The organism is Micromonospora sp. NBC_00860, from assembly GCF_045207375.1.
GTDB lineage: Bacteria > Actinomycetota > Actinomycetes > Mycobacteriales > Micromonosporaceae > Micromonospora > Micromonospora vinacea.
In genome coordinates, this window is the sequence record NZ_CP108825.1 from 4,052,123 (window position 1) to 4,071,732 (window position 19,610).

22 protein-coding genes are annotated in these 19,610 nt (G+C 68.9%); 15 read left to right on the forward strand and 7 right to left on the reverse strand.

Annotation, left to right across the window (positions count from 1 at the left end; all coding sequences use genetic code 11):
* The first annotated feature begins 334 nt into the window (after positions 1-334).
* Positions 335-769: a DUF6223 family protein gene (locus OH804_RS18495; RefSeq protein ID WP_406058385.1), complete on the forward strand. Its 435-nt coding sequence runs from the start codon at positions 335-337 to the stop codon at positions 767-769.
* A 98-nt stretch (positions 770-867) separates the two neighbouring features.
* Here OH804_RS18495 and OH804_RS18500 read toward each other — a convergent pair whose 3' ends face one another.
* The 4 genes from OH804_RS18500 to OH804_RS18515 all read right to left on the reverse strand — a co-directional run bounded on the left by OH804_RS18500 (position 868) and on the right by OH804_RS18515 (position 5,292).
* Positions 868-1,530, reverse strand: a complete 663-nt coding sequence (locus OH804_RS18500; protein ID WP_196921944.1) for a response regulator transcription factor — start codon at positions 1,528-1,530, stop codon at positions 868-870.
* The gene (locus tag OH804_RS18505; protein WP_406058387.1) at positions 1,527-2,660 is read right to left on the reverse strand and encodes a sensor histidine kinase; all 1,134 of its coding nucleotides are present in this window, start codon (positions 2,658-2,660) and stop codon (positions 1,527-1,529) included. The genes OH804_RS18500 and OH804_RS18505 overlap by 4 nt, the downstream gene beginning before the upstream one ends.
* Positions 2,661-2,713: 53 nt before the next feature.
* A complete protein-coding gene (locus OH804_RS18510; RefSeq protein ID WP_406066580.1) occupies positions 2,714-4,582 on the reverse strand; it encodes an ABC transporter ATP-binding protein in 1,869 nt (622 codons plus the stop codon).
* Between the two features lie 218 nt (positions 4,583-4,800).
* Positions 4,801-5,292 (reverse strand): MarR family winged helix-turn-helix transcriptional regulator, encoded by a 492-nt coding sequence (locus OH804_RS18515; RefSeq protein ID WP_196921942.1) that lies wholly within the window; start codon positions 5,290-5,292, stop codon positions 4,801-4,803.
* Between the two features lie 109 nt (positions 5,293-5,401).
* Between OH804_RS18515 and OH804_RS18520 the strand changes: the two genes are divergently transcribed.
* The 3 genes from OH804_RS18520 to OH804_RS18530 are packed head-to-tail and all read left to right on the forward strand — an operon-like array spanning position 5,402 to position 8,216.
* Positions 5,402-6,451 carry an LLM class flavin-dependent oxidoreductase gene (locus OH804_RS18520; protein WP_196921941.1) on the forward strand — a complete coding sequence of 350 codons (1,050 nt, stop codon included), beginning with the start codon at positions 5,402-5,404 and terminating at the stop codon, positions 6,449-6,451.
* Positions 6,444-7,472, forward strand: a complete 1,029-nt coding sequence (locus OH804_RS18525; RefSeq protein ID WP_196921940.1) for an LLM class flavin-dependent oxidoreductase — start codon at positions 6,444-6,446, stop codon at positions 7,470-7,472. Before OH804_RS18520 ends, OH804_RS18525 begins: the two co-directional genes overlap by 8 nt.
* 27 nt (positions 7,473-7,499) lie before the next feature.
* Positions 7,500-8,216, forward strand: a complete 717-nt coding sequence (locus OH804_RS18530) for an NADPH-dependent F420 reductase (RefSeq protein WP_406058390.1) — start codon at positions 7,500-7,502, stop codon at positions 8,214-8,216.
* A gap of 45 nt (positions 8,217-8,261) precedes the next feature.
* Here OH804_RS18530 and OH804_RS18535 read toward each other — a convergent pair whose 3' ends face one another.
* Positions 8,262-8,546, reverse strand: coding sequence for a DUF1330 domain-containing protein (locus OH804_RS18535; protein WP_406058392.1), 285 nt, complete (start codon positions 8,544-8,546; stop codon positions 8,262-8,264).
* A 65-nt stretch (positions 8,547-8,611) separates the two neighbouring features.
* On the opposite strand from OH804_RS18535, the gene OH804_RS18540 reads away from it, so the two are divergent.
* The 6 genes from OH804_RS18540 (at position 8,612) to OH804_RS18565 (ending at position 13,833) form a co-directional block, all read left to right on the forward strand.
* Positions 8,612-8,950, forward strand: coding sequence for an ArsR/SmtB family transcription factor (locus tag OH804_RS18540; RefSeq protein WP_406058394.1), 339 nt, complete (start codon positions 8,612-8,614; stop codon positions 8,948-8,950).
* 133 nt (positions 8,951-9,083) lie between these two features.
* Positions 9,084-9,920 carry an alpha/beta fold hydrolase gene (locus OH804_RS18545; protein WP_406066582.1) on the forward strand — a complete coding sequence of 279 codons (837 nt, stop codon included), beginning with the start codon at positions 9,084-9,086 and terminating at the stop codon, positions 9,918-9,920.
* Positions 9,913-10,497, forward strand: a complete 585-nt coding sequence (locus tag OH804_RS18550) for a TetR/AcrR family transcriptional regulator (RefSeq protein ID WP_406058396.1) — start codon at positions 9,913-9,915, stop codon at positions 10,495-10,497. Before OH804_RS18545 ends, OH804_RS18550 begins: the two co-directional genes overlap by 8 nt.
* Before the next feature lie 106 nt (positions 10,498-10,603).
* Positions 10,604-11,824: a low temperature requirement protein A gene (locus tag OH804_RS18555; RefSeq protein ID WP_406058398.1), complete on the forward strand. Its 1,221-nt coding sequence runs from the start codon at positions 10,604-10,606 to the stop codon at positions 11,822-11,824.
* A 72-nt stretch (positions 11,825-11,896) separates the two neighbouring features.
* The gene (locus OH804_RS18560; RefSeq protein ID WP_406058400.1) at positions 11,897-12,601 is read left to right on the forward strand and encodes a DUF998 domain-containing protein; all 705 of its coding nucleotides are present in this window, start codon (positions 11,897-11,899) and stop codon (positions 12,599-12,601) included.
* Positions 12,602-12,669: 68 nt separating this feature from the next.
* On the forward strand, positions 12,670-13,833 hold the full coding sequence (locus OH804_RS18565) for an epoxide hydrolase family protein (protein WP_406058402.1): 1,164 nt from the start codon (positions 12,670-12,672) through the stop codon (positions 13,831-13,833).
* Positions 13,834-13,987: 154 nt separating this feature from the next.
* Here OH804_RS18565 and OH804_RS18570 read toward each other — a convergent pair whose 3' ends face one another.
* Positions 13,988-14,707 (reverse strand): tetratricopeptide repeat protein, encoded by a 720-nt coding sequence (locus tag OH804_RS18570; RefSeq protein WP_406058404.1) that lies wholly within the window; start codon positions 14,705-14,707, stop codon positions 13,988-13,990.
* Positions 14,708-14,752: 45 nt separating this feature from the next.
* A complete protein-coding gene (locus tag OH804_RS18575) occupies positions 14,753-15,514 on the reverse strand; it encodes a GNAT family N-acetyltransferase (RefSeq protein WP_406058406.1) in 762 nt (253 codons plus the stop codon).
* A 208-nt stretch (positions 15,515-15,722) separates the two neighbouring features.
* On the opposite strand from OH804_RS18575, the gene OH804_RS18580 reads away from it, so the two are divergent.
* From OH804_RS18580 to OH804_RS18600, 5 genes are all read left to right on the forward strand, one after another.
* Positions 15,723-16,169, forward strand: coding sequence for an iron chaperone (locus tag OH804_RS18580; RefSeq protein ID WP_406058408.1), 447 nt, complete (start codon positions 15,723-15,725; stop codon positions 16,167-16,169).
* A gap of 119 nt (positions 16,170-16,288) precedes the next feature.
* The gene (locus OH804_RS18585; RefSeq protein ID WP_406058410.1) at positions 16,289-16,804 is read left to right on the forward strand and encodes a hypothetical protein; all 516 of its coding nucleotides are present in this window, start codon (positions 16,289-16,291) and stop codon (positions 16,802-16,804) included.
* A gap of 30 nt (positions 16,805-16,834) precedes the next feature.
* Entirely contained in the window at positions 16,835-17,632 is a 798-nt protein-coding gene (locus tag OH804_RS18590) for an inositol monophosphatase family protein (protein WP_406058412.1), read from the forward strand.
* A gap of 114 nt (positions 17,633-17,746) precedes the next feature.
* Positions 17,747-18,151 (forward strand): superoxide dismutase, Ni, encoded by a 405-nt coding sequence (gene sodN / locus OH804_RS18595; RefSeq protein ID WP_091401080.1) that lies wholly within the window; start codon positions 17,747-17,749, stop codon positions 18,149-18,151.
* Between the two features lie 62 nt (positions 18,152-18,213).
* Positions 18,214-19,524 carry a radical SAM protein gene (locus OH804_RS18600; RefSeq protein ID WP_406058414.1) on the forward strand — a complete coding sequence of 437 codons (1,311 nt, stop codon included), beginning with the start codon at positions 18,214-18,216 and terminating at the stop codon, positions 19,522-19,524.
* Positions 19,525-19,610 lie beyond the last annotated feature (86 nt).

A 19,610-nucleotide genomic window follows, 5' to 3' on the forward strand; every position in this document is an offset into this window, starting at 1 on the left:
CGGGGCGTGGTGCTCGTGAGACGCATCCGCCACCTCCAACTGACCCCGCACCACCCGGTCCGAGGTATCAGTCGTACCACTCCCCGGCCCCGAACACCACTGCTCGGATCCGACAAAACCGCAGGTCAAGACGTATTCGTGACCGGCCCGGGCGATAGGTGACAGGTGCCGGGCGACGGCCTGGGGAGCCCGGGGAGACAACTGCGGCGGTACGACGTGCCGAGCGCGTACATCCCGGGTGGTAGGCCCACTGGCAACTCCGGCATGACGACCCACGAGCAGTCCGGTACATACGCTGCCGCCTGTACCCGTCCTGCGACCGAGGAGATCCACAATGTCCGTCCGTCACCTGCTCGCCACCGCCGTAGCCGCCCCGTTCGCAGGGATCGAGCTGGCCGCACCGGCGGCCGCGCACGTCTCGGCCCAGCCGACCGCCGCCGCTGCTCTCTCCATGAGTTCCGGGCGTTTCGGCGCCAGCGCTGCGGTCCTGCTGGGGCTGGTCGGCATCATCATCGGCGGGCTGGCTCTGGCCCGCCCCGCCAGTCGGCTCGGTACCGGCTCGGGAAGTCTCGGAGCCGTCCTGGCCCTGGCGACGGGGCTGATCAGCATGGCGCTCGGCGGGCTGGTGGTGGTCACCTCCGACAGTGGCATCGGCACGGGCAACGGGCGAGGCGGGGCCTATGTGGCGCTGGCGGTCGGACTGGCCGGCGTGGTGCTCGGCGGGCTGGCCCTGGTTCGCGCGCGCCGCACCGGCCGCCTGGCGGGCTGACCCGACCAGTTCCGGCGAGGGATCGGCCTGGTTGGTCTCGTTCCATCCGGAGGCCGCCCCACCGGTGGTCGTCTCGGCCGACCAGCCGACGGTGGTGGTCAGGACCGAGCGAGCCAACCGGGCACGGTCAGACCGGACTCGTAGGCGAGGATCACCAACTGGGCCCGGTCCCGGGCCTGGGCCTTGGTCATGATCCGGCTGACATGTGTCTTGGCGGTCGCCGGGCTCAGCACCAACCGCGCCGCGATCTCGTCGTTGGAGAGGCCGGCGGCGACAAGCGTCAGCACCTCACGCTCCCGCTCGGTGAGCACGCTCAGTCGCGGCCCAGGGTCGGGATGCGTGGCCCGGGCCGCGAACTCGGCGATCAACCGTCGGGTGATCGACGGCGCGATCAGCGCGTCACCCCGGGCCACCACCCGCACTCCGTGGATCAGCTCGGCCGGCTCGGTGTCCTTGACCAGGAACCCGCTGGCACCGGCGCGCAGCGCGCCGTAGACGTAGTCGTCCAGGTCGAACGTGGTCAGAATGATGACGCGAGCATCGGAGTTCGCGACGATCTCACCGGTGGCGGCCAGGCCGTCGAGCCCGGGCATCCGGATGTCCATGAGCACGACGTCCGGTCGCAGTTGCCGGGCCAGCCGCACCGCCTCGAATCCGTCGGCGGCCTCGCCGACCACCTCGAGGCCGTCCTCACCGTCGAGGATGGACCGGAAACCGGCGCGTACCAGGGTCTGGTCGTCGACGATGAGCAGCCGGATCACAGCTGCTCCCCCACCGGCGCCGGGTCGGGTCGCATCGGCAGACGGGCACGGACCCGGAAGCCCCCGGCCGGCTGCGCGCCAGTGGTCAACGAACCGCCGAGTGCCCGCGCCCGCTCCCGCATACCGAGGATCCCGCTGCCCGGTGAACCCGGCTGGCCGGTGCCGTCGTCCTCGATCTCCACGAGCACGTCGTCGTGATCGGGCCGGACCCGGACCACAGCGGTGGTGGCACGCGCGTGACGCGCCACGTTGGTGAGCGCCTCCTGGACGATCCGATACACCGCCAGGTCGACCTCCGGCGGCAGCGACCGCGTCTCGGCCAGCTCGGTGCGGATCTCCAACTCCGGTCGAGCGGCCGTCCTGATCAGATCACCGAGGCGGTTCAGACCGGGTACGGGCACGACCGCCGGGGTCTGCCGCAGCGCGCCCAGCGTCGCGCGCAACTCACTCAACGTCTCCTTGCTGGTCTGTTTGATAGCGGTGAGGGCCTGCTCGGACCGGACCGGGTCGGGTCGGTGCAACGCGGCGCTGGCCTGCACGTTGATCAACGACAGGTGGTGGCCGAGCACGTCGTGCAACTCCCGGGCGATGCGCAGCCGCTCCTCGGTGGCCCGTCGCCGGGCCTCCTCCTCCATCCGCTGCTCGGCGATGACCGCTCGGGCCTGCGCCTCGGCGAGGTAGGCGCGGCGATTGCGGGTCACACCCACGATGACCGCGACGAGCCAACCGGCGTGCAGCAGCGTCGCCCCGTTCATGGTGTTCGGGGACCGGTTGTAGCTGTCCGCCACGGCGAAGGCGATCACCGAGGCGAGACCGAGCCCGATGGCGACCGCGAGATATCCCTCGTCGACGACTGTGTAGAGCGCCACGACGAACACCAACATGATCGGACCGGGCCGGTGCAGCAGCGCCCCGTACGCGCCGATGGCAGCCAGCGCCACGACGCCCACCGGCACCGGGTGACGCCGGCGGACGTACAGCGCGCCGGTGGAGAGCAGCACCGCCAGCAGCGCCGCCCATTCGGCGACGGTGTCGATGCCGCGCGACTGCACCACCAGGCCCACGACGGCGACCAGACCCACGGCGGGCACCAGGGCCACGTCCGCCGTCCGGCTCCGCCACCCTGACATGGGCCGAAGCCTAGCCTCCCGCGATCCAGCGGGAGAAGGTCCGACTGGACGGTTCAGGTGTGCCGGTGACCCTCGGCCAGGTTCGCGTCGTAGCCGGCAGCCTGGAGGGCGAACAGTTCGGCGTACCGACCGCCGGTGGCGACCAGGTCGGCGTGTGTGCCCGCCTCGACCAGCCGGCCGTGGTGCAGGACGAAGATCCGGTCGGCATGCCGGACGTTGGCGAGCCGGTGCGTGATGAGGATCGTGGTGGCACGACCTCTGCGGTCCCGAATGGTCTGGAACAGGGCGTCCTCGGCCCGGGGGTCGAGCGCCGAGGACGGCTCATCCATGATCAGCAGTTCGGCGTCGCGCAGGAACCCACGGGCCGCAGTGATGCGCTGCCACTGCCCGCCGGAGAGGTCCTGGCCGCGCGCGAAGGTCCGGTCGAGCAGCGTCTCGTACCCGTGGGGAAGCTCGTTGATCATGTCGTGGGCGACCGCGCGGCCGGCGGCGGCCTCGATGCGATCCTGCCGGGCCTCGCTGTCGACGTCGCCGATGGCGATGTTGGTGGCCGCGGTGAACGGCCACTTGTGGTACTCCTGCGTCACCACCGCGATGCGGGCCCGCAGCCCGTCGACGTCCCAGTCCGACAACGGGCGGCCGTTCCACTCGATGTTGCCCTCCGTGGGGGCGCGGAGGCCGGCGATCATCGCGGCGAGGGTCGTCTTGCCCGAGCCGTTCTCCCCGACGAACGCGACAGTCTGCCCGGCGGTGATCGTCAACGTGACGCCGTCGACGGCGGGGACCTCCCGGTCGGGGTAACTCAGGCTCACCGCGTCGACTGTCAACTCGCGCAGCCGATCGGGGTCGCCTGCGGCTACCGATCCGGTGCGGTCGGGCAGGTACGCGTCGGCGCGGGTCATGAAGCCGGTGTAGTCGCCGAAGTGCTGCCCCTCGGTGTAGACGTGATCGACCTGGAAGGTGGCGATGGCCAGCGACCGTTGCGCGGACTGCACCGCGATGACACAGGTCGCCGCCGCGGCGAGCGGGATCTGCCCGTCCAGGAGCAGCAGCCCGAGCAGGGCGTAGACGGTGCCGGTGGCGAGGCCACCGACGATCGCGCCGACAGTGGTGGTGGTGGTGACCCGCCGGGCGAGGGCGAGCTGGATGTCGGTCTCCACCTGCATCACCCGGTCGTACTGGTCGAGCAGGAAACGGCGCAGCCCGTAGGAACGCAACTCCGGGGCCGAGGCGCGTTCGGCCATCAACTTGTGCAGCAGCCACAGTCGACGTCGGCGCACCGAGCCGGTGGTGTACGTCTGGTAGCGCAGATGCCCGGCCCGCAACGACGCCCACGCGTTGGGCACCGTGGCGACCAGCAGCGCCAGCAGCAGCAGCGGATGGATGACGATGACGGCAGCCGCCACGGCGAGCAGCCCGGCCAGCCCGGCGAGCAGGTTCATCGACGCCTGCACCAGCCCGATCGTCGACTCGGTGCCTCGCGAGGCGCGTTCCATGTCATCGGCGAACGCGTCGGCGTCGAACGCCTCCAACCGGACCGCTGTGGACACCTCGAACAGGCCCCGCTCCACCTCACGGCTCACCCGGGGCGTCAACCCGTTCTGCGCGTACCCGGTGGCGATGCCCATCCCCGCGCGGAGCGCGACCGTCGCCGCCAGCACGGCCAGCGCGGGCAGCGCCGCCCGTACCTTGTCGGCGGTGGGTCCGCCGGCGAACAGTTCCACCAACACCCGCTGCGTGGCCAACAGGCCGAAGGCGGCCATCACCCCCGCGCCGACAGTCGCCGCGGCCACCACACCGGTACGGAGCCGGTCCGCGCGCCAACTGATACCGAGGGCCGTCCAGACGAGCCTGGGCAACTCCGCGAAGACGGCGAAGACGCCGGCCTCCGCGCGCGCCCGCACCCCTGTCTCCCACCACATCTCCCGCAGTTCCGGCAGCACCGACTCCGTACGCCGAGGGCCGGGGTGGCCCTGTCGAACGCGGCGGGCCTCTGCTGCGGCGGTCTCGATCATGGTCGTACCTCCCGGGGCGGCAGCCGTCGCCGTCTCAGCCAGGGCAGGCGGATTGGCGGGTTCCTGGAGGATTGGACCACCCGGGCATAGCCCTTAGCAATTGACCGATCACTATCCGTCAGGGGTCAGTCCTTGCCCAGGACGTCGAGCCGCGCTCGTAGCGCCGCGGCGATCTCGCCCGCAGCGGCGATCTGGTCCGGGGTGAGGGCGTCGACGAAGAGTTCACGGATGGCGCGCAGGTGCGGAAAGGTGGCCCCCTTGAATGCCTCGGCGCCGGCCGTCGTGAGCAGCACCTCCGCCCCACGGGGCACCGTCGCGCACTCCTGGCGGCGGATCAGGCCGCGCCGCTCCATCCGCCCGAGGTGGTGGGAGAGCCGGCTCCGCTCCCACCCGATGTGCGCGGCGAGTTCGGACGACCGCATCGCCTGACCCTCCGCCTCGGTGAGGGCGAGGAGCACGGCGTAGTCCCCCGTCGAGAGCGACGAATCGCTCTGCAGGCGGGACTCGAGTCGGGAGCCGAGCGCTGCCGTCGTCTCGATGAAGTCCCGCCAGATCCGCAGTTCGTCGGCGGTGGGGAGTTGGCGCCCGCCCCGCCGGCCGGGTGTGGCCTCCGTCATCTCACCCTCCCGGGAATTGACGTGTCAATCGCCAAGTTAGCATCATTGACACGTCAACCGGTAGGTCCTCGTCCGTGGGCCGCCGCCGGATTGCACCGAGGAGGAGACGATGGCAGCTGCAGACTTCGAGCTGGGGCTCAACTCGTTCGGGGAGGTGGCCACCGACGGCGACCGCGTCCTCAGCGACGCCGAGACCGTACGGCTGCTGGTGGACGAGGCACGGCTCGCCGAGTCGGCCGGAATCGACGTGTTCAGCGTCGGTGAGCACTACCGCGAGGGTCACAACGACTCGGCGACACCCGTGTTGCTGGCGGCGGTCGCGACGGCGACCGAGCGGATTCGCCTCGGCACCTCGGTCACAGTGCTCAGCACCAACGACCCGGTACGGCTCTACCACGAGTTCTCCACCCTCGACGCCGTCTCCGACGGCCGCGCCCAGATCGTCCTCGGGCGCGCGTCGGCGACCGAGTCGTTTCCGCTGTTCGGTTACGACCTGGCCGACTACGAGCGGTTGTTCGAGGAGAAGCTGGACCTCTTCCTGCGGCTGCAGCAGGACGAACCGGTCACCTGGTCCGGCACGGTACGAAGCCCGCTGACCGCGCAGCGCCTGCACCCACGGATGCGGCCCGGCGGCATCCCGACCTGGATCGGTGTCGGGGGAAGCCCGAACTCGGTGATCCGGGCCGCCCGGCACGGACGTCCGCTCATGCTCGCGATCATCGGCGGGCGTCCCCAGCGCTTCGCCGGCCACGTCGACCTCTACACCAGGGCGCTCGAACAATTCGGGCATACCCTGCAGCCAATCGGGCAGCACTCACTCGGCCTTGTCGCAGACACCGACGAGGAGGCGGTGGAGACGTGGTGGCGATACTGGCAGCCGGTCGTGGCGGCTCTGGCCGCCGAACGCGGCTTCTACAAACCGGACCGCGCGCGCTACGAGGCCGAAATCGACCACGGGGCGCTCTTCGTCGGTTCACCCGAGACGGTGGCGCAGAAGATCGCCACTGTCGCTCGCGACCTGCGGCTGAGCCGCTTCGACCTGAAGTACGACATCATGCACCTGCCCCGCGAGGCACGCGCGCGCACCATCCAACTGCTGGGCAGTGAGGTCGCGCCGCGGGTCCGGGAGCTGCTGGCTAAGGAGCCCAACCATGTCTGATCTGCTGTTCGGCCTGGACACGTTCGGCGACGTACCGGAGGACGACGCCGGCAAGCTCGTCTCCCACGCGGCGGCGATCCGACAGGTCGTCGACGAGGCCGTGCTCGCCGACCAACTCGGGGTCGACGTCATCGCCCTGGGCGAGCACCACCGGCCGGAGTACTCCGTCTCCACGCCGGAGACGGTGCTGGCCGGAATCGCCACCCGCACCTCGCGGATCCGGTTGGCCTCCGGCGTGACAGTGCTGAGCTCGGACGACCCGGTACGGGTGTTCCAGCGCTTCGCCACAGTGGACGCTCTGTCGAACGGCCGAGCCGAGGTCATCCTCGGTCGCGGCTCGTTCACCGAGTCGTTCCCGCTCTTCGGCTACGACCTGCGCGACTACGACACGCTGTTCGAGGAGAAGATCGAACTGTTCGTCAAGTTGCTGGACGAGAAGCCAGTCACCTGGAGCGGCACCCTGCGCGCCCCGCTGGAGAACGCCGACGTGTTCCCGAAGACCGAGTCGGGTCACCTGGACACCTGGGTCGGTGTGGGTGGCTCCCCGCAGTCGGTCGTCCGCACCGCCCAGTACGGGCTGCCACTCATGCTCGCCATCATCGGCGGCGCCCCCGAGCGCTTCGCGCCGTACATCGACCTCTACCGCCGGGCCGCCGACCAGCTCGGTACGACCGCGCACCCGGTCGGCATGCACTCGCCGGGCTTCATCGCCGACACCGACGAGCAGGCCAAGGAGATCTACTGGCCGCACTACCGGATCATGCGAGATCGGATCGGCAAACTGCGGGGCTGGCCACCGATCCGCCGTCAGGAGTTCGACTCGGAGGTGGAGAACGGCTCCCTCTACATCGGTTCACCGGAGACGGTGGCCCGCCGGATGGCCGGCGCGATCCGCAGCCTCGGCGTCGGCCGGTTCGACCTCATCTACTCGGCCGGAGCGCAACCGGCCAGCGCCCGCATGCGGGCCGTGGAACTCTACGGCTCGAAGGTGATCCCCATGGTCCGCGACCTGCTGGCCTGATCAGCACATTCCCAGCGAGAGGACGACATGAACGACAACGACCGGAGCCGGCCTGCGACCCTCGGCATCCTCGGTGCCGGCAAGGTGGGCACGGTGCTCGCCCGGCTCGCCGTCGCCGCCGGCTACCGGGTGCGGGTGGCCGGCTCCGGCAACCCGGCGAAGATCGCCCTCACCGTCGAGGTCCTCGCCCCGGGGGCCGAGGCCACCACGGCGGTCGACGCGGCGACGGACGCCGACATCGTCATCCTCGCCCTCCCCCTCGGCAAGTACCGCAGCGTTCCCGCCGAGGCGTTGCGCGGCAAGCTCGTGGTCGATGCCATGAACTACTGGTGGGAGATCGACGGCATCCGCGACGACCTCACCAACCCGCGTACCTCGTCGAGCGAGACCGTCCAGGCGTTCCTGTCCGGCTCACGCGTCGTGAAGGCGTTCAACCACATGGGCTACCACGACCTGGAGGACGAGGCCCGGCCGGCGGGGGCGACCGGCCGCAAGGCCATCGCTATCGCCGGCGACGACAGCGCCGACCTCGCCGCGGTCGCGGCCCTGGTGGACGCGCTCGGCTTCGATCCGGTCGTCGCCGGCCGCCTGGCCGAGGGGGTACGACTCGAACCGGGCAGCGAGTTGTTCGGCGCCAACGTGAGCGCCGACGAGGTACGCGCCATGCTCGACCGCTTCGGAGAGTCGGAGCGGGGGCGGACCATCACCGCCGCCCGAGCCTCGACCTCACCCGAGGCCGCTTAGCTAGGCCGAGCGTCTGCGCCGGGCCATGAGTGGGCAAGCTCAGGCTCAGTCCTCGATGACCAAGGCGCGAGCTTGCGTAAAGGTCTGGCGGAACGCGCGCAGTGGTGCGTACTCCGGCGAGTCGAAGTACGCCTGGACGGCCTGCTTGTCCGGGAACTTGATGACGACACCGATCGCGGGGCGATCGTCGCGCTCGATCGGGAGCGTGTCGGTGTCGCGGGCCAGCGGCTCGCCGCCGTACTTGATCACCAGCGGGAGGCTCTGTCGCTCGTACTCGCTGAACCGCTCGGCGTCCGACGGGGTTGCTTCGATCACCAGGTACGCGCTCATGACTTCTCCTTGGTCAATTTCGTCCTGCCAGTGCGATTGTACGTAATCTATCGTACAGTCGAAGGGTGCGAACACTCACCCATCCGGACCGCGACCAGCTACGACTGGAAGGAGTCCTGGACGCCCTGGCCAACCCGGTGCGATTGCAGATCATCCAGCGCCTCGCCGAAGGTGAGGAACTGACGTGCGGCACGGTGCTGCCGGACGTCCCCGCGTCCTCAGCTACCCATCATTGGCGCGTCCTGCGCGAGAGCGGAGTGCTGTTCGCCCGCAGACAGGGCCGAGTGATCGTGCACTCGCTGCGGCGCGACGACCTGGACGCCAGGTTTCCCGGCCTACTCGACGCCGTCCTCGCCGCCATGGCGAGCGAAGGCCACTCACCTACCGTGCACGGCGCTCGGTAGCCGCACGCTGCGCCTGCGCCGACACCCGGCATCCAGACGAGCTGCGAGCACAGTTGAGGAAGGTTGCTTGACGCATTTAGTTAACTCCATTAACTTACAGGAATCGTTGTTAACCAACTATGTGAGGGTCGTCATGACCGAGTCCTTGAGCATCGCCGGTAACAACCTGGCCTACGAGGTGTCCGGGCGGGGCCCTCTCGTCGTCCTGGCGCACGGTATCGGCGACAGTCGGCACTCCTACCGCTTCCTCGCTCCGGCCCTGGCCGGCGCCGGCTACCGGGTCGCCAACGTCGACATCCGCGGCTGCGGCGACTCCAGCCTGGGCTGGGACGGCTACAGTCGCACCGACATCGCGGGCGACCTCGTCGCCCTCGTGCGCCACCTCGGCGGTCCGGCCGTGATCATCGGCCAATCGATCAGCGGCGGCGCGGCGACCATCGCGGCAGCCACCGCGCCCGATCTGATCAACGGCGTCATCGAGCTGGCACCGTTCACCCGCGTGCAACCCTTCGATTTCGGCGGGCTGATGCGGGTGAAGCGCTTCCGGACCGGTTACAGCCAGATGGCGCAGGTCATGGTCCGAGGAAGTCTGGCGAGCTGGAAGAAGTACCTCGACGCGGCGTACCCGGTCAAGCCGGCCGACTGGGACGCCGAACTAAGGCGCATCGAGGCGAAGCTGAGCGAGCCCGGCCGGATGAAGGTCCTTCAGGCCATGTGTAAGACCAGCCCGACCGACGCCGGCGCGCAACTGGCCAATGTCACCTGCCCCGTCCTGGTCATCGAGGGCAGCCTCGACCCCGACTGGGCCGACCCCCGCGCCGAGGGCGAGAAAATCATCGCTGATCTGCCCCGCGGCATCGGTGAGCTCGTCGTCATCGAGGGTGCCGGTCACTACCCACATGTCCAGACGCCGGATCAGATCCTCGCGCTGGCTCGGCCCTTCCTCGGCAAGACGCTGGCGAATGCCTAGGGCCCGGCTCACCCCGCAGTCGGTCACCGAGGCCGGCGCCGACCTGGTCGACGAGATCGGCTTCGAGAACCTCAGCATGGGTCTGGTAGCCGAACGGCTCGGCGTCAAGACCCCCGCGCTCTACAAACATGTCACCAGCCAAGCCGATCTGGCCCACCGCATCGGCGTCCTGGCCATGAACGAGCTCGCTGATGCCATTCGCGACGCAACCCAGGGCCGGGCCGGCAGCGACGCCCTCGCCGCCGGCGCGCAAGCAATGCGGACATACGTGCAGGAACACCCGGGCCGGTACGTGGCTGGCAATGCCGCCCGCCCTATCGGACCCGACGACCCGCTCGTTCCTGGCATCGAACGGGTCCTCGCCTCCTGGGCGGCCATGCTGCGCGGCTACCACCTGGACTCCAGCCAGGAGATCCACGCCATGCGGATGCTCCGCAGCGTCCTGCACGGGTTCTCGACCCTGGAAGCAGCCGGCGGGTTCCAGATCGACGCATCCGTCGACGACAGCTTCACCTGGATGATCAGCTTTCTCGACCGCGGCCTGCACGCCACCAGCAGCAGCACACTCGCCGGCTGACGGATCGTCGACGTACCGACCCGACCACATCGTCCCGGAGGTCCGACATCAGCATCACCCAGGCACCCGTGATCACCGCGACGTCACCACTCGGCGGCCGCCGGTGGTGAAGATCGACGAAGAGTCCAAGGACACCAGGGTCGAGCGGCACGCGAGCTGGGCCGAGCTCTTCTTCGATCTGGTGGCGGTGGCCGGTGTGGCCGCCCTGGCACACGTGCTCGGGTCTGAACTGGACGCCGCGGCGCTCGCTCTCTACGCACTGCTGTTCCTGGCTCTGTGGCTGTCCTGGACGACGTTCATGCTGTACGGCAACGTCGCCGCCGGCAAGACCCGCGTACTGCGGCTGATGGTCGGCATGTTCGGCCTCGGGACCATGGCCGCGTCCGTGCCAGGCGTGGCGCACACAGTGCTGGGGCACAGCAGCGACATCCGCCCGCTCAACGTCTTCGCCATCGCATACATCGCCACGCGCGTCTACGGGTCCAAGTCGTGGCAACGCGGCGCAGTATTGCTGGACTTCCCGGTGGTGCAGTACTCCGCAGGACTGCTGCCCTGGTTCGCGTCGCTCTGGGCCGACGAACAGTGGAAACTCGTGCTCTGGGCAGCCGGAGTCGGCCTCGACCTGCTGCTGATCCTGATCCTCTCCGGCAGCAGGATCCTCCAGCGCGTCCAGTCGTACCTCACCGCACCAGAACGCACTCGGCGTCGGCCACGATCCGGAGGCCGCTACGACGGCGCGCGACCGGTCATCCACGGGGTATCGGTCGATCCGGCCCACCTCTCCGAGCGGCTGGGACTCTTCGTCATCATCGTGCTGGGCGAATCGGTGGTGCAGATCGTCGCCGCCTCAAGCGAGGCGCGGTACGACCTCGGCCTGCTGGCCACCGCGATCGCGGCCTTCGTTCTGCTGGCCGGCATGTTCGGCCTGTCCGTCGTCTTCGGATACGCCGGCCTGCCGCACCTGCGCGCCGGCCGGATCCCCACCCGCGCCGCCCTCGGCCTGCACTGCCTGGTCACCGGCGTCGTCGCCACCATCGCCGTACCGCTCTCACTGGTGGTCAGGCACGGCTCCAACCCACTGCCCGAGCAAGGTCGCTGGCTGCTGTGCGGCGCGGTTGCGGCCTACTTCACCCTCGGCGTGGTCACCGGCGTCGCCAGCCACAGTTCCGACCTGCCGAGAACGATCTCACGGGTCACCACAGGCATCGCGGCCCCACTGCTGCTTGGCCTGCTCGCCACCGCCGTCAGTGGCCGAACGCTCGTGGTCTACCTGGCCCTGATAGTCCTGGCCCACCTCTGGTTCGAACGAAGACTGGGACCACGATGACTCGCCCTCCGAACACACTGCCCCTTCGGATCTGACCGACCATTCAGCTGTTTAGACGGAATGGAACACATCATGAACAAGCTCCGCCCCCTCGCCGCTGCCACCTTCCTGCTAGGCCCGGCGATCTATATCGCCGCCGAGGCGATCACGGCCGCGGCGTGGAAATCGCCTAGCTACAGCTACGCCGACAACTGGATCAGTGACCTCGGATCCGCAACGGCCGGGGTGTTCCAAGGCCGCGAACTCGACTCGCCGCTGCACGTTGTCATGAACTCCGGATTCATCGTTCAGGGCATCCTGTTCGGGATCGCCACAGTGCTGCTATCGCGGACGATCAGCGGGCGGCGTACCTTCACCGCCGTGACGGGGGTCGTGACTATGGTTGGCTACATCCTTGTCGGAACCTTCCACGGTTCCCTGCAGGCGCAGCAGAACGGCACGCTTCCCCTGCACTTCACCGGAGCAACGCTGGCGATCGTCGGCGGGAACGTGCTTGCCCTCGTCCTGGGCATCCACTGGCGAAAGACTCCCGAGACGCGGCTGATCGGCCTCATCAGCATCGTCGTCGGAGCATTCGGCCTGGTCTCCGTAGTCGCTCTCTTCCTCACCTTCGGTGCCGGCCTGCCCTCGGGCGCGATCGAACGCGGCTCCGTCTACACCATCGTCATCTGGCAACTCGCCGTCGCCGTCGCACTCCTCCGCAGCCGGGCCAGCTCTCGCGCACCCCGCGTCGTCGCGACCAGCGCACACACAAGCACGGCATCCACCGGCAGCTGACCCGCCACATCTCGTTCTCCGGCAGGGCCATCCGTGAATAGACACCTTCAAAGCTCAGGAGACGGTCAATGACAACACTGACGCCGCCCACCTCGGCCCTCGTCCGCCCGTTCACCGTCTCGATCTCGGATTCGGAGATCGACGATCTGAAGCAGCGGCTGGCCAGGACTCGATGGCCAGATCCGGAAACGGTGGGCGACTGGTCGCAAGGGGTTCGCGTAGAGAACGCGAGATCTCTGGTCAGCTACTGGGAGCGCAGCTACGACTGGCGGCGCTTCGAGTCCGAGCTCAATCGCTTGCCACAATTCCTGACCCAGATTGATGGGCTGGACATTCACTTCATCCACGTCAGGTCCAAGAATCCCAACGCGTTGCCGCTGATACTCACACACGGATGGCCGAGCTCGATCGTCGACTTCCTGAAGCTGATCGGCCCGCTGACCGATCCGGTTTCGTTCGGAGGAGACGCCGCCGATTCATTCGACGTCGTCGTTCCGTCGCTTCCCGGGTTCGGGTTCTCCCAGAAGCCCACGGAGACCGGGTGGACCGTTCCGCGCATAGCACGCGCGTGGGTGGAGCTGATGAAGCGGCTCGGCTATACGAGATGGGCCGCGCAAGGTGGCGACTGGGGTGCTGTCGTCACCACCGCCCTCGGGGCCATGCAACCTGAGGGGCTGCTCGGAATTCATCTGAACACCCAGTTCGCCTTTCCCGCACAGATACCCGACACCTTGTCGCCCGAACAGCGCCACGCCGTGGATACCCTCGCCCTCTACGCTGGCGATCTCGGTGGATCGAACCACCTGCAGGGCACGAAGCCGGAGACTGTCGGATTCGCTCTGGCAGACTCTCCCGCTGGTCAGGCAGCCTGGATCTACGAAAAGTTCCAGTCCAAGACCGACAACCAAGGGCTTGCCGAGGACGCCCTCAGCATCGACGACATACTCGACGCGATATCTCTCTACTGGTTCACCAACAGCGCAGCGTCGTCGGGGCGCATCTACTGGGAAAACAAGTCGGGCACGTTCGCCGGCCCGAAACTGACGCTTCCGGTCGCGGTGACCGTCTTCCCAAGAGACATCCCGCTCCTGCCACGGAGCTGGATCGAAGACACTTACAGCAATCTGGTCCACTACGGCGAGGCCGCCAGGGGCGGGCACTTCGCCGCCTTGGAACAGCCCGAGATCCTGGTCAGCGAAATCCGCACCGGCCTGCGTACCCTTCGTTCCTGACGTCCATGCACGAGCTCAGGAGCGCACGCGTATCACTCGGGCTTCAACTGACTCGACCAAAGGCGCTTGGGGTCCACCCGGTCCAAATCCTGGGCATCCCAGCTGGCCGCTCGGCCTCACCGAGGCGGAGTCCAAGCGGCGATCCGGCATGGCCCTAGATGCCGAACGCCGAACGCGGTTCGAGGTGCTGGCCCACTGCGTACCTCTGGTCGAAGTCGGTCGGGCCGAGCGCCTCGACCGCGGCGGCGCGCATCCGGGCGAGGTCCGCCGCGTCGTCCGGGTCCGGTACCTGGCCGAGCGCCGCGAACGCGGCATCCGCGACGCCGATCATCCGCGCCGCGCGCGAGTGGTCTCCCTCGGCGGACGCGAGCGCGGCGCCGGCCACGCAGACGTACGGGACGAAGTCGGCCCACCCGTTGTCGAACACCCGCTCGCGGTTCTCGGCGAACAGCGTCCGCGCCACGTCGAGGTTGCCCAGCCCCAGCTCGCAGAACGCGAGGTTGTGATATTCGGAGTTGACCGTCTTGGGTTGGCCGAGCGCCTCGTTGAGCGCGATGCTCTCCCGGTAGAGGTCCCGGGCGCGGCGCAGGTCGCCGGACATTCGCGCCACGCCGGCGAGCACGTGCCTCGGTCGTTCCTCCAGGGCCCGGTCGCCGGAGCGCAGCGCCACCGCGAGAGCCTCCCGGGCCCGGGCCTCTCCGCCCGGCAGGTCGCCGCCGCGAATCGCGACCCGGGCGAGGCTGTACCGCGCCTCGACCTCGCCCGCCGGGTCGCCGGCCGCCTGGGCCCGCGCGATCTCGGCCTCGCTCATCCGCACCACGGCCTCGGTCTCGCCTCGGCGAAAAGCCGAGCGCACGTTCTCACTGAAGGTCATCGCCCACTCCCCCATCACTGGCACCGCCCGGTCGAAAATCGTCCCTCACCGCGCGTGGAACATGGTCCAGGTCTCCACGAGCGCGAAGCCCATCGACTCGTAGAGCGGCCTACCCATCGCGCTGCTCTGCAGGTACGCGGCGTCCGCGCCGGCCGCGATGCCGTCCCGCAGAACCGTCTCGGTGATCAGCCGGCCCAGGCCACGGCCCCGGGCGGATGGGAGGACGGCGATGTTGAACACGCCGACCATGCCGGAGTTTCGCATCCCGAGCCCGGTGCCGACGGGCCGGCCGGACTCCTCGGCGAGGTAGCCGGTGATGGAGTCGGCGTCGAGCACCGCACCGCCCATCAGCGACCCGAAGAGGCCGTCGGGGGCCTCGAAGCTCCGCGTGAGGATCTCGGTGTAGAGGTCGCTCTCGGCGGCGCCGACCTGGCGCACCGACGGGTGCTGCGTCGAGCCGCCACTCAACACGATGTCCTCCGTGGCGCAGGCCAGAAAGGGCAGATCACTACGTGCGAGCAGCCCGTGCCGGGCAGCGAGGTCAGCGACCTCGTCACCCGCCTCGCCCCGAACCATGATCGACCAGTGCGCGGCCTGCCTGCCGACCTCGGTCGCCATCTCGTCGAGCGACCCGAGATCCGGCTCGGTCGTCGTGTCGTAGGCCGCGTTGAGCGACGCGACGGCGGCCTGGGTCACCGCCGCGCGCGCGGTAGCCCGCTCGGCGTACCAGCCCTTCGGGTTCGTCCTGCACAGGGTCTCAATGGCGTCGGAGTATGCCGCTGCCATCCGATCGGCGGTGATGTTCATGGCGGGACTCCCTAGACCGGTCGTTCTGCTTCGGTCGACAACCTAGCCACCGATCACGCTGACCAGCAAATCATGGGCACGAGGACCGCCACCTGCGGTCCGGCTTCGGACCGGTCAGGAATCGAGAAGCCCGACAGCGTCGAGCGGCCTAGCCTTTCCCCAGGTGAACGGCAGCACGCCGACCTGGACGACGAGAGGGAGCCCGAGAATGTCCGCGAAGACCACGACGGTGTCCGACGGTTTCAGCCCCGAGGAGCGGGCCGCGATGAAGGAGCGCGCCGACGAGTTGCGCGCGGAGGGCAAGAAGGGTGCCAAGAAGGCAGACGGGCTGCAGGCGGTCCTCGACCGGATCGCGCAGATGGAGCCGGAGGACCGCGCGCTCGCCGAGCGGGTGCACGTGACGGTGACCGCCGCCGCCCCGGACCTGACGCCGAAGACCTGGTACGGGATGCCCGCCTACGCGAACGAGGACGGCAAGATCGTGGTCTTCTTCCAGGACTCCGGCAAGTTCAACTACCGGTACTCGACGGTGGGCTTCCAGGACCCGGCCAACCTCGACGACGGAGACCTCTGGCCGGTGGCGTACGCGTTGCAGCAGTGGAGCCCGGCCGTGGAGAAGACGATCACCGAGTTGGTGCAGAAGGCGGTCTCCTGACCGACGCCCGCCCCCTCGTCGGCTGGCCCTCGGTGCGATGATCGAGGGCCGGTGAGCCGACGGAGACGGGTGGTGCGGACGATGCGGTACGGGCCGCCAGCGGTACGAGGAGTCCCCCGGTGACCGGCCGGGCCGGTGAGGTGTTCGACGCCGGTCGGACGGTGTCCGACATCGAGTCGCTGCTCGTCGCGGACCTGCCCACGGGCGGCGTACCGGTCGGCGAGGGGGACCCGGCCACCGGTGAGTGGACCGGCACCCGGGGCGAGGGCTTCCGGATCGCCCCGCTCTGGGAGAGCGAGGCCCTGACGGGTGTGTACGGGGCCGAATGGAACCAGGCCGAGGAGGCCGCCGAGGCGAACCTGGCCCTCGTCGTACGGGAGTTGGACCGGAGGTGGGGCGCGCATCGCACGGTCTCCATGCGGGTGCCGCTGTTTCGGCATCAGGCTGGTGAACCCATGCCGGCGCTGTTCCAGTCGCTCTGCGGCCTTGACTGCTACGGCGATCTGACCGTCTGGGGGCCGATGGTGACCGAGGGCCGGTGGGTAGCGGTCTCGGTCAACCAGTGTGACGGTGACGCCCCCATGATCATGACGGCGGTCGTCAGTCAACTACCGATCATCGAACTGTCGGACTGACCTCTTGCCGGCGGCTCCTATGGTTCGGGCATGTCGATCACAGACCAGGCGCTGGCCGTCGAGGCGGCGGAAGTTGGAGCGGCAGTCGTCCGCTCCCGGTACGGCTCAGCCCTGACGCGCGTCATGAAGACCGCCGGCGACTTCGCGACCGCCGCCGACGTCGAGGCCGAGCGGGCCATCCTCGACGTCCTGCGCGCGGCGCGTCCGGACGACGCAGTGGTGGCCGAGGAGAGCGGGCGCACGGGCGCTGGCGACAACGGGCGAACGTGGCTGGTCGATCCGCTGTGCGGCACGTTGAACTTCGCCGCGCGGACCATGCTGGCCTCGGTCAACGTCGCCCTGCGCGTCGGGGCGGACGTCACAGTGGCGGCCTCGGTGGACCCGTTCGCCGACGAGGTGTTCTGGACCGACGGCACCGCCGCGTACGTCCGGGGCACGGGGACCGACGAGCGTCTGGTCCCGTCGGCCGAGTCGACGCTCGTGGACCTGAATCTCGATCCGCCCTTTCCCAACCGGGACGTCTTCCTGGCCGCTCGCATGCTCACCGACGAGGGCTTCCTCGAACAGTTCCGCCCCCGGGTGGTCTCCACCAGCCTGGCCGTGGCCTGGGTCGCCGCCGGCCGCCGCGCCGCCTATGTGACGGACCGCCACGACCTGCGGAACAGCGTCCACTTCGCGGCCGGGATCGCACTATGCGAGGCGGCCGGCTGCGTGGTCACCGGGCTCGACGGTCAGCCGCTGCGCACCGGTGGGGACGGTCTCGTCGTGGCCGCGGACGAGCGGACGCACGCCGCCCTGCTGACGCTCATCCGGAGTCAAGGCTCGTGATCGACCCCGTCTTGACATGAAGTGCGGTTGAGGTTCTAGCGTCCCTAGATGATCACGTCCGGGCCGCCGCGCCCAGACGTCCGTCAGCTGAGCACCACCGTCGAAGGGATTCCGATGTTCCTGTCCCGCCTTCTCCGCCCGCGCACCGTCGCGAGCGCGCACTGCGACCTCCCCTGCGGCGTCTACGACCCGGCGCAGGCCCGCATCGAGGCCGAGTCGATCAAGGCGATCTCCGAGAAGTACCAGGCCAGCGACGACCCGGAGTTTCGCACCCGCGCGCTGCTCATCAAGGAGCAGCGCGCCGAGCTGGTCAAGCACCACCTCTGGGTGCTGTGGACCGACTACTTCAAGCAGCCGCACTTCGAGAAGTACCCCCAGCTGCACGGCCTCTTCAACGAGGCGACGAAGCTGGCGGGTGCCGGCGGCGCGAAGGGCGCCGCGGACCCGGCGGTCGCCGAGCAGCTCCTCGGAAAGATCGAGGAGATCTCGAAGATCTTCTGGGAGACCAAGCAAGGCTGATCAGCCGGTGACCGGGTGGCACCTGCCACCCGGTTCGGCGTACCGCGTTCGGGAGGAACCGCATGGCGTCGCGCACCGACCTCATCGAAGACTTGATGAGCCGTTTCCCACACGTGCCACGGGAGGCGGTCCTCAAGGAGGACCTGCTGCGGGGCGGGCTCGCCTTCGACGACGCGGCACTGACCGACAACGAGCACGGCGACGTCAAGCCGAAGTCGTACTTCATCTTCTCCTTCGATCACCGGACGCTGCCCGAGTTGGGGACGGCGGCGCTGCGCCGGCCGCCGGAGGAGATCGTGCTCACCGGAGGTCCGTACGAGCTGCGTCGTACGGTCGTCTCGGTCCGCACCAATCCCAGCTCGCCGTACCGCGTCGGCACCGACAACGACGGTCGACTGCGGCTGTTCCTGGACGGACGGCCGATCGCCGATGTCGGGCTGCCTCCCATGCCGGCGTACTACCGCCACACGCTGGCCAACGGCAAGTCGGTGATGGAGGTCGCCCCGACGATCCAGTGGGGCTACCTCATCTACCTCACCGCGTTTCGGGTCTGCCAGTACTTCGGCGCCAAGGAGGAGTGCCAGTACTGCGACATCAACCACAACTGGCGGCAGCACAAGCAGGCCGGCCGGCCCTACACCGGTGTCAAGCCGGTCGACGAGGTCCTCGAGGCCCTGGAGATCATCAACCGGCACGACGTCGATCGCGCGTCGCAGGCGTACACCCTGACCGGTGGCAGCATCACCTCGCAGGTCAACGGGCTGGCCGAGGCCGACTTCTACGGCCAGTACGCGCAGGCGATCGAGGAGCGGTTTCCGGGACGGTGGATCGGCAAGGTCGTGGCCCAGGCGCTGCCCCGAGCCGATGTGCAGCGGTTCCACGACTACGGGATCCGCATCTACCACCCCAACTACGAGGTGTGGGACAAGCGGTTGTTCGAGTTGTACTGCCCGGGCAAGGAGCGGTACGTCGGTCGGGAGGAGTGGCACCGGCGCATCCTCGACTCCGCCGAGGTGTTCGGCCCGCGCAACGTGATCCCGAACTTCGTGGCGGGCGTGGAGATGGCCGCCCCGCACGGCTTCACGAGCGTCGACGAGGCGATCGACTCCACCACCGAAGGGCTCGACTACTTCATGTCCCGGGGGATCACGCCCCGGTTCACCACCTGGTGCCCGGAGCCCACCACACCGTTGGGCCGGACGAACCCGCAGGGCGCGCCGCTCGAATACCACGTCCGCCTGCTGGAGGCCTACCGGGCGACCATGGACGCCCACGGCCTGTCCAGCCCGCCCGGGTACGGCCCCGCCGGGCCCGGGCGAGCGGTCTTCTCGGTCAGCTCCTTCATGGACACCCTGCCGTCAACGGATTCGTGACGGACACGATCGGCTGGCCAGCCCATGTCGATCCGCCGAGAAGCGGTATGCCTCAGAGGCATGTTCATACCTCTGAGGCATACCGC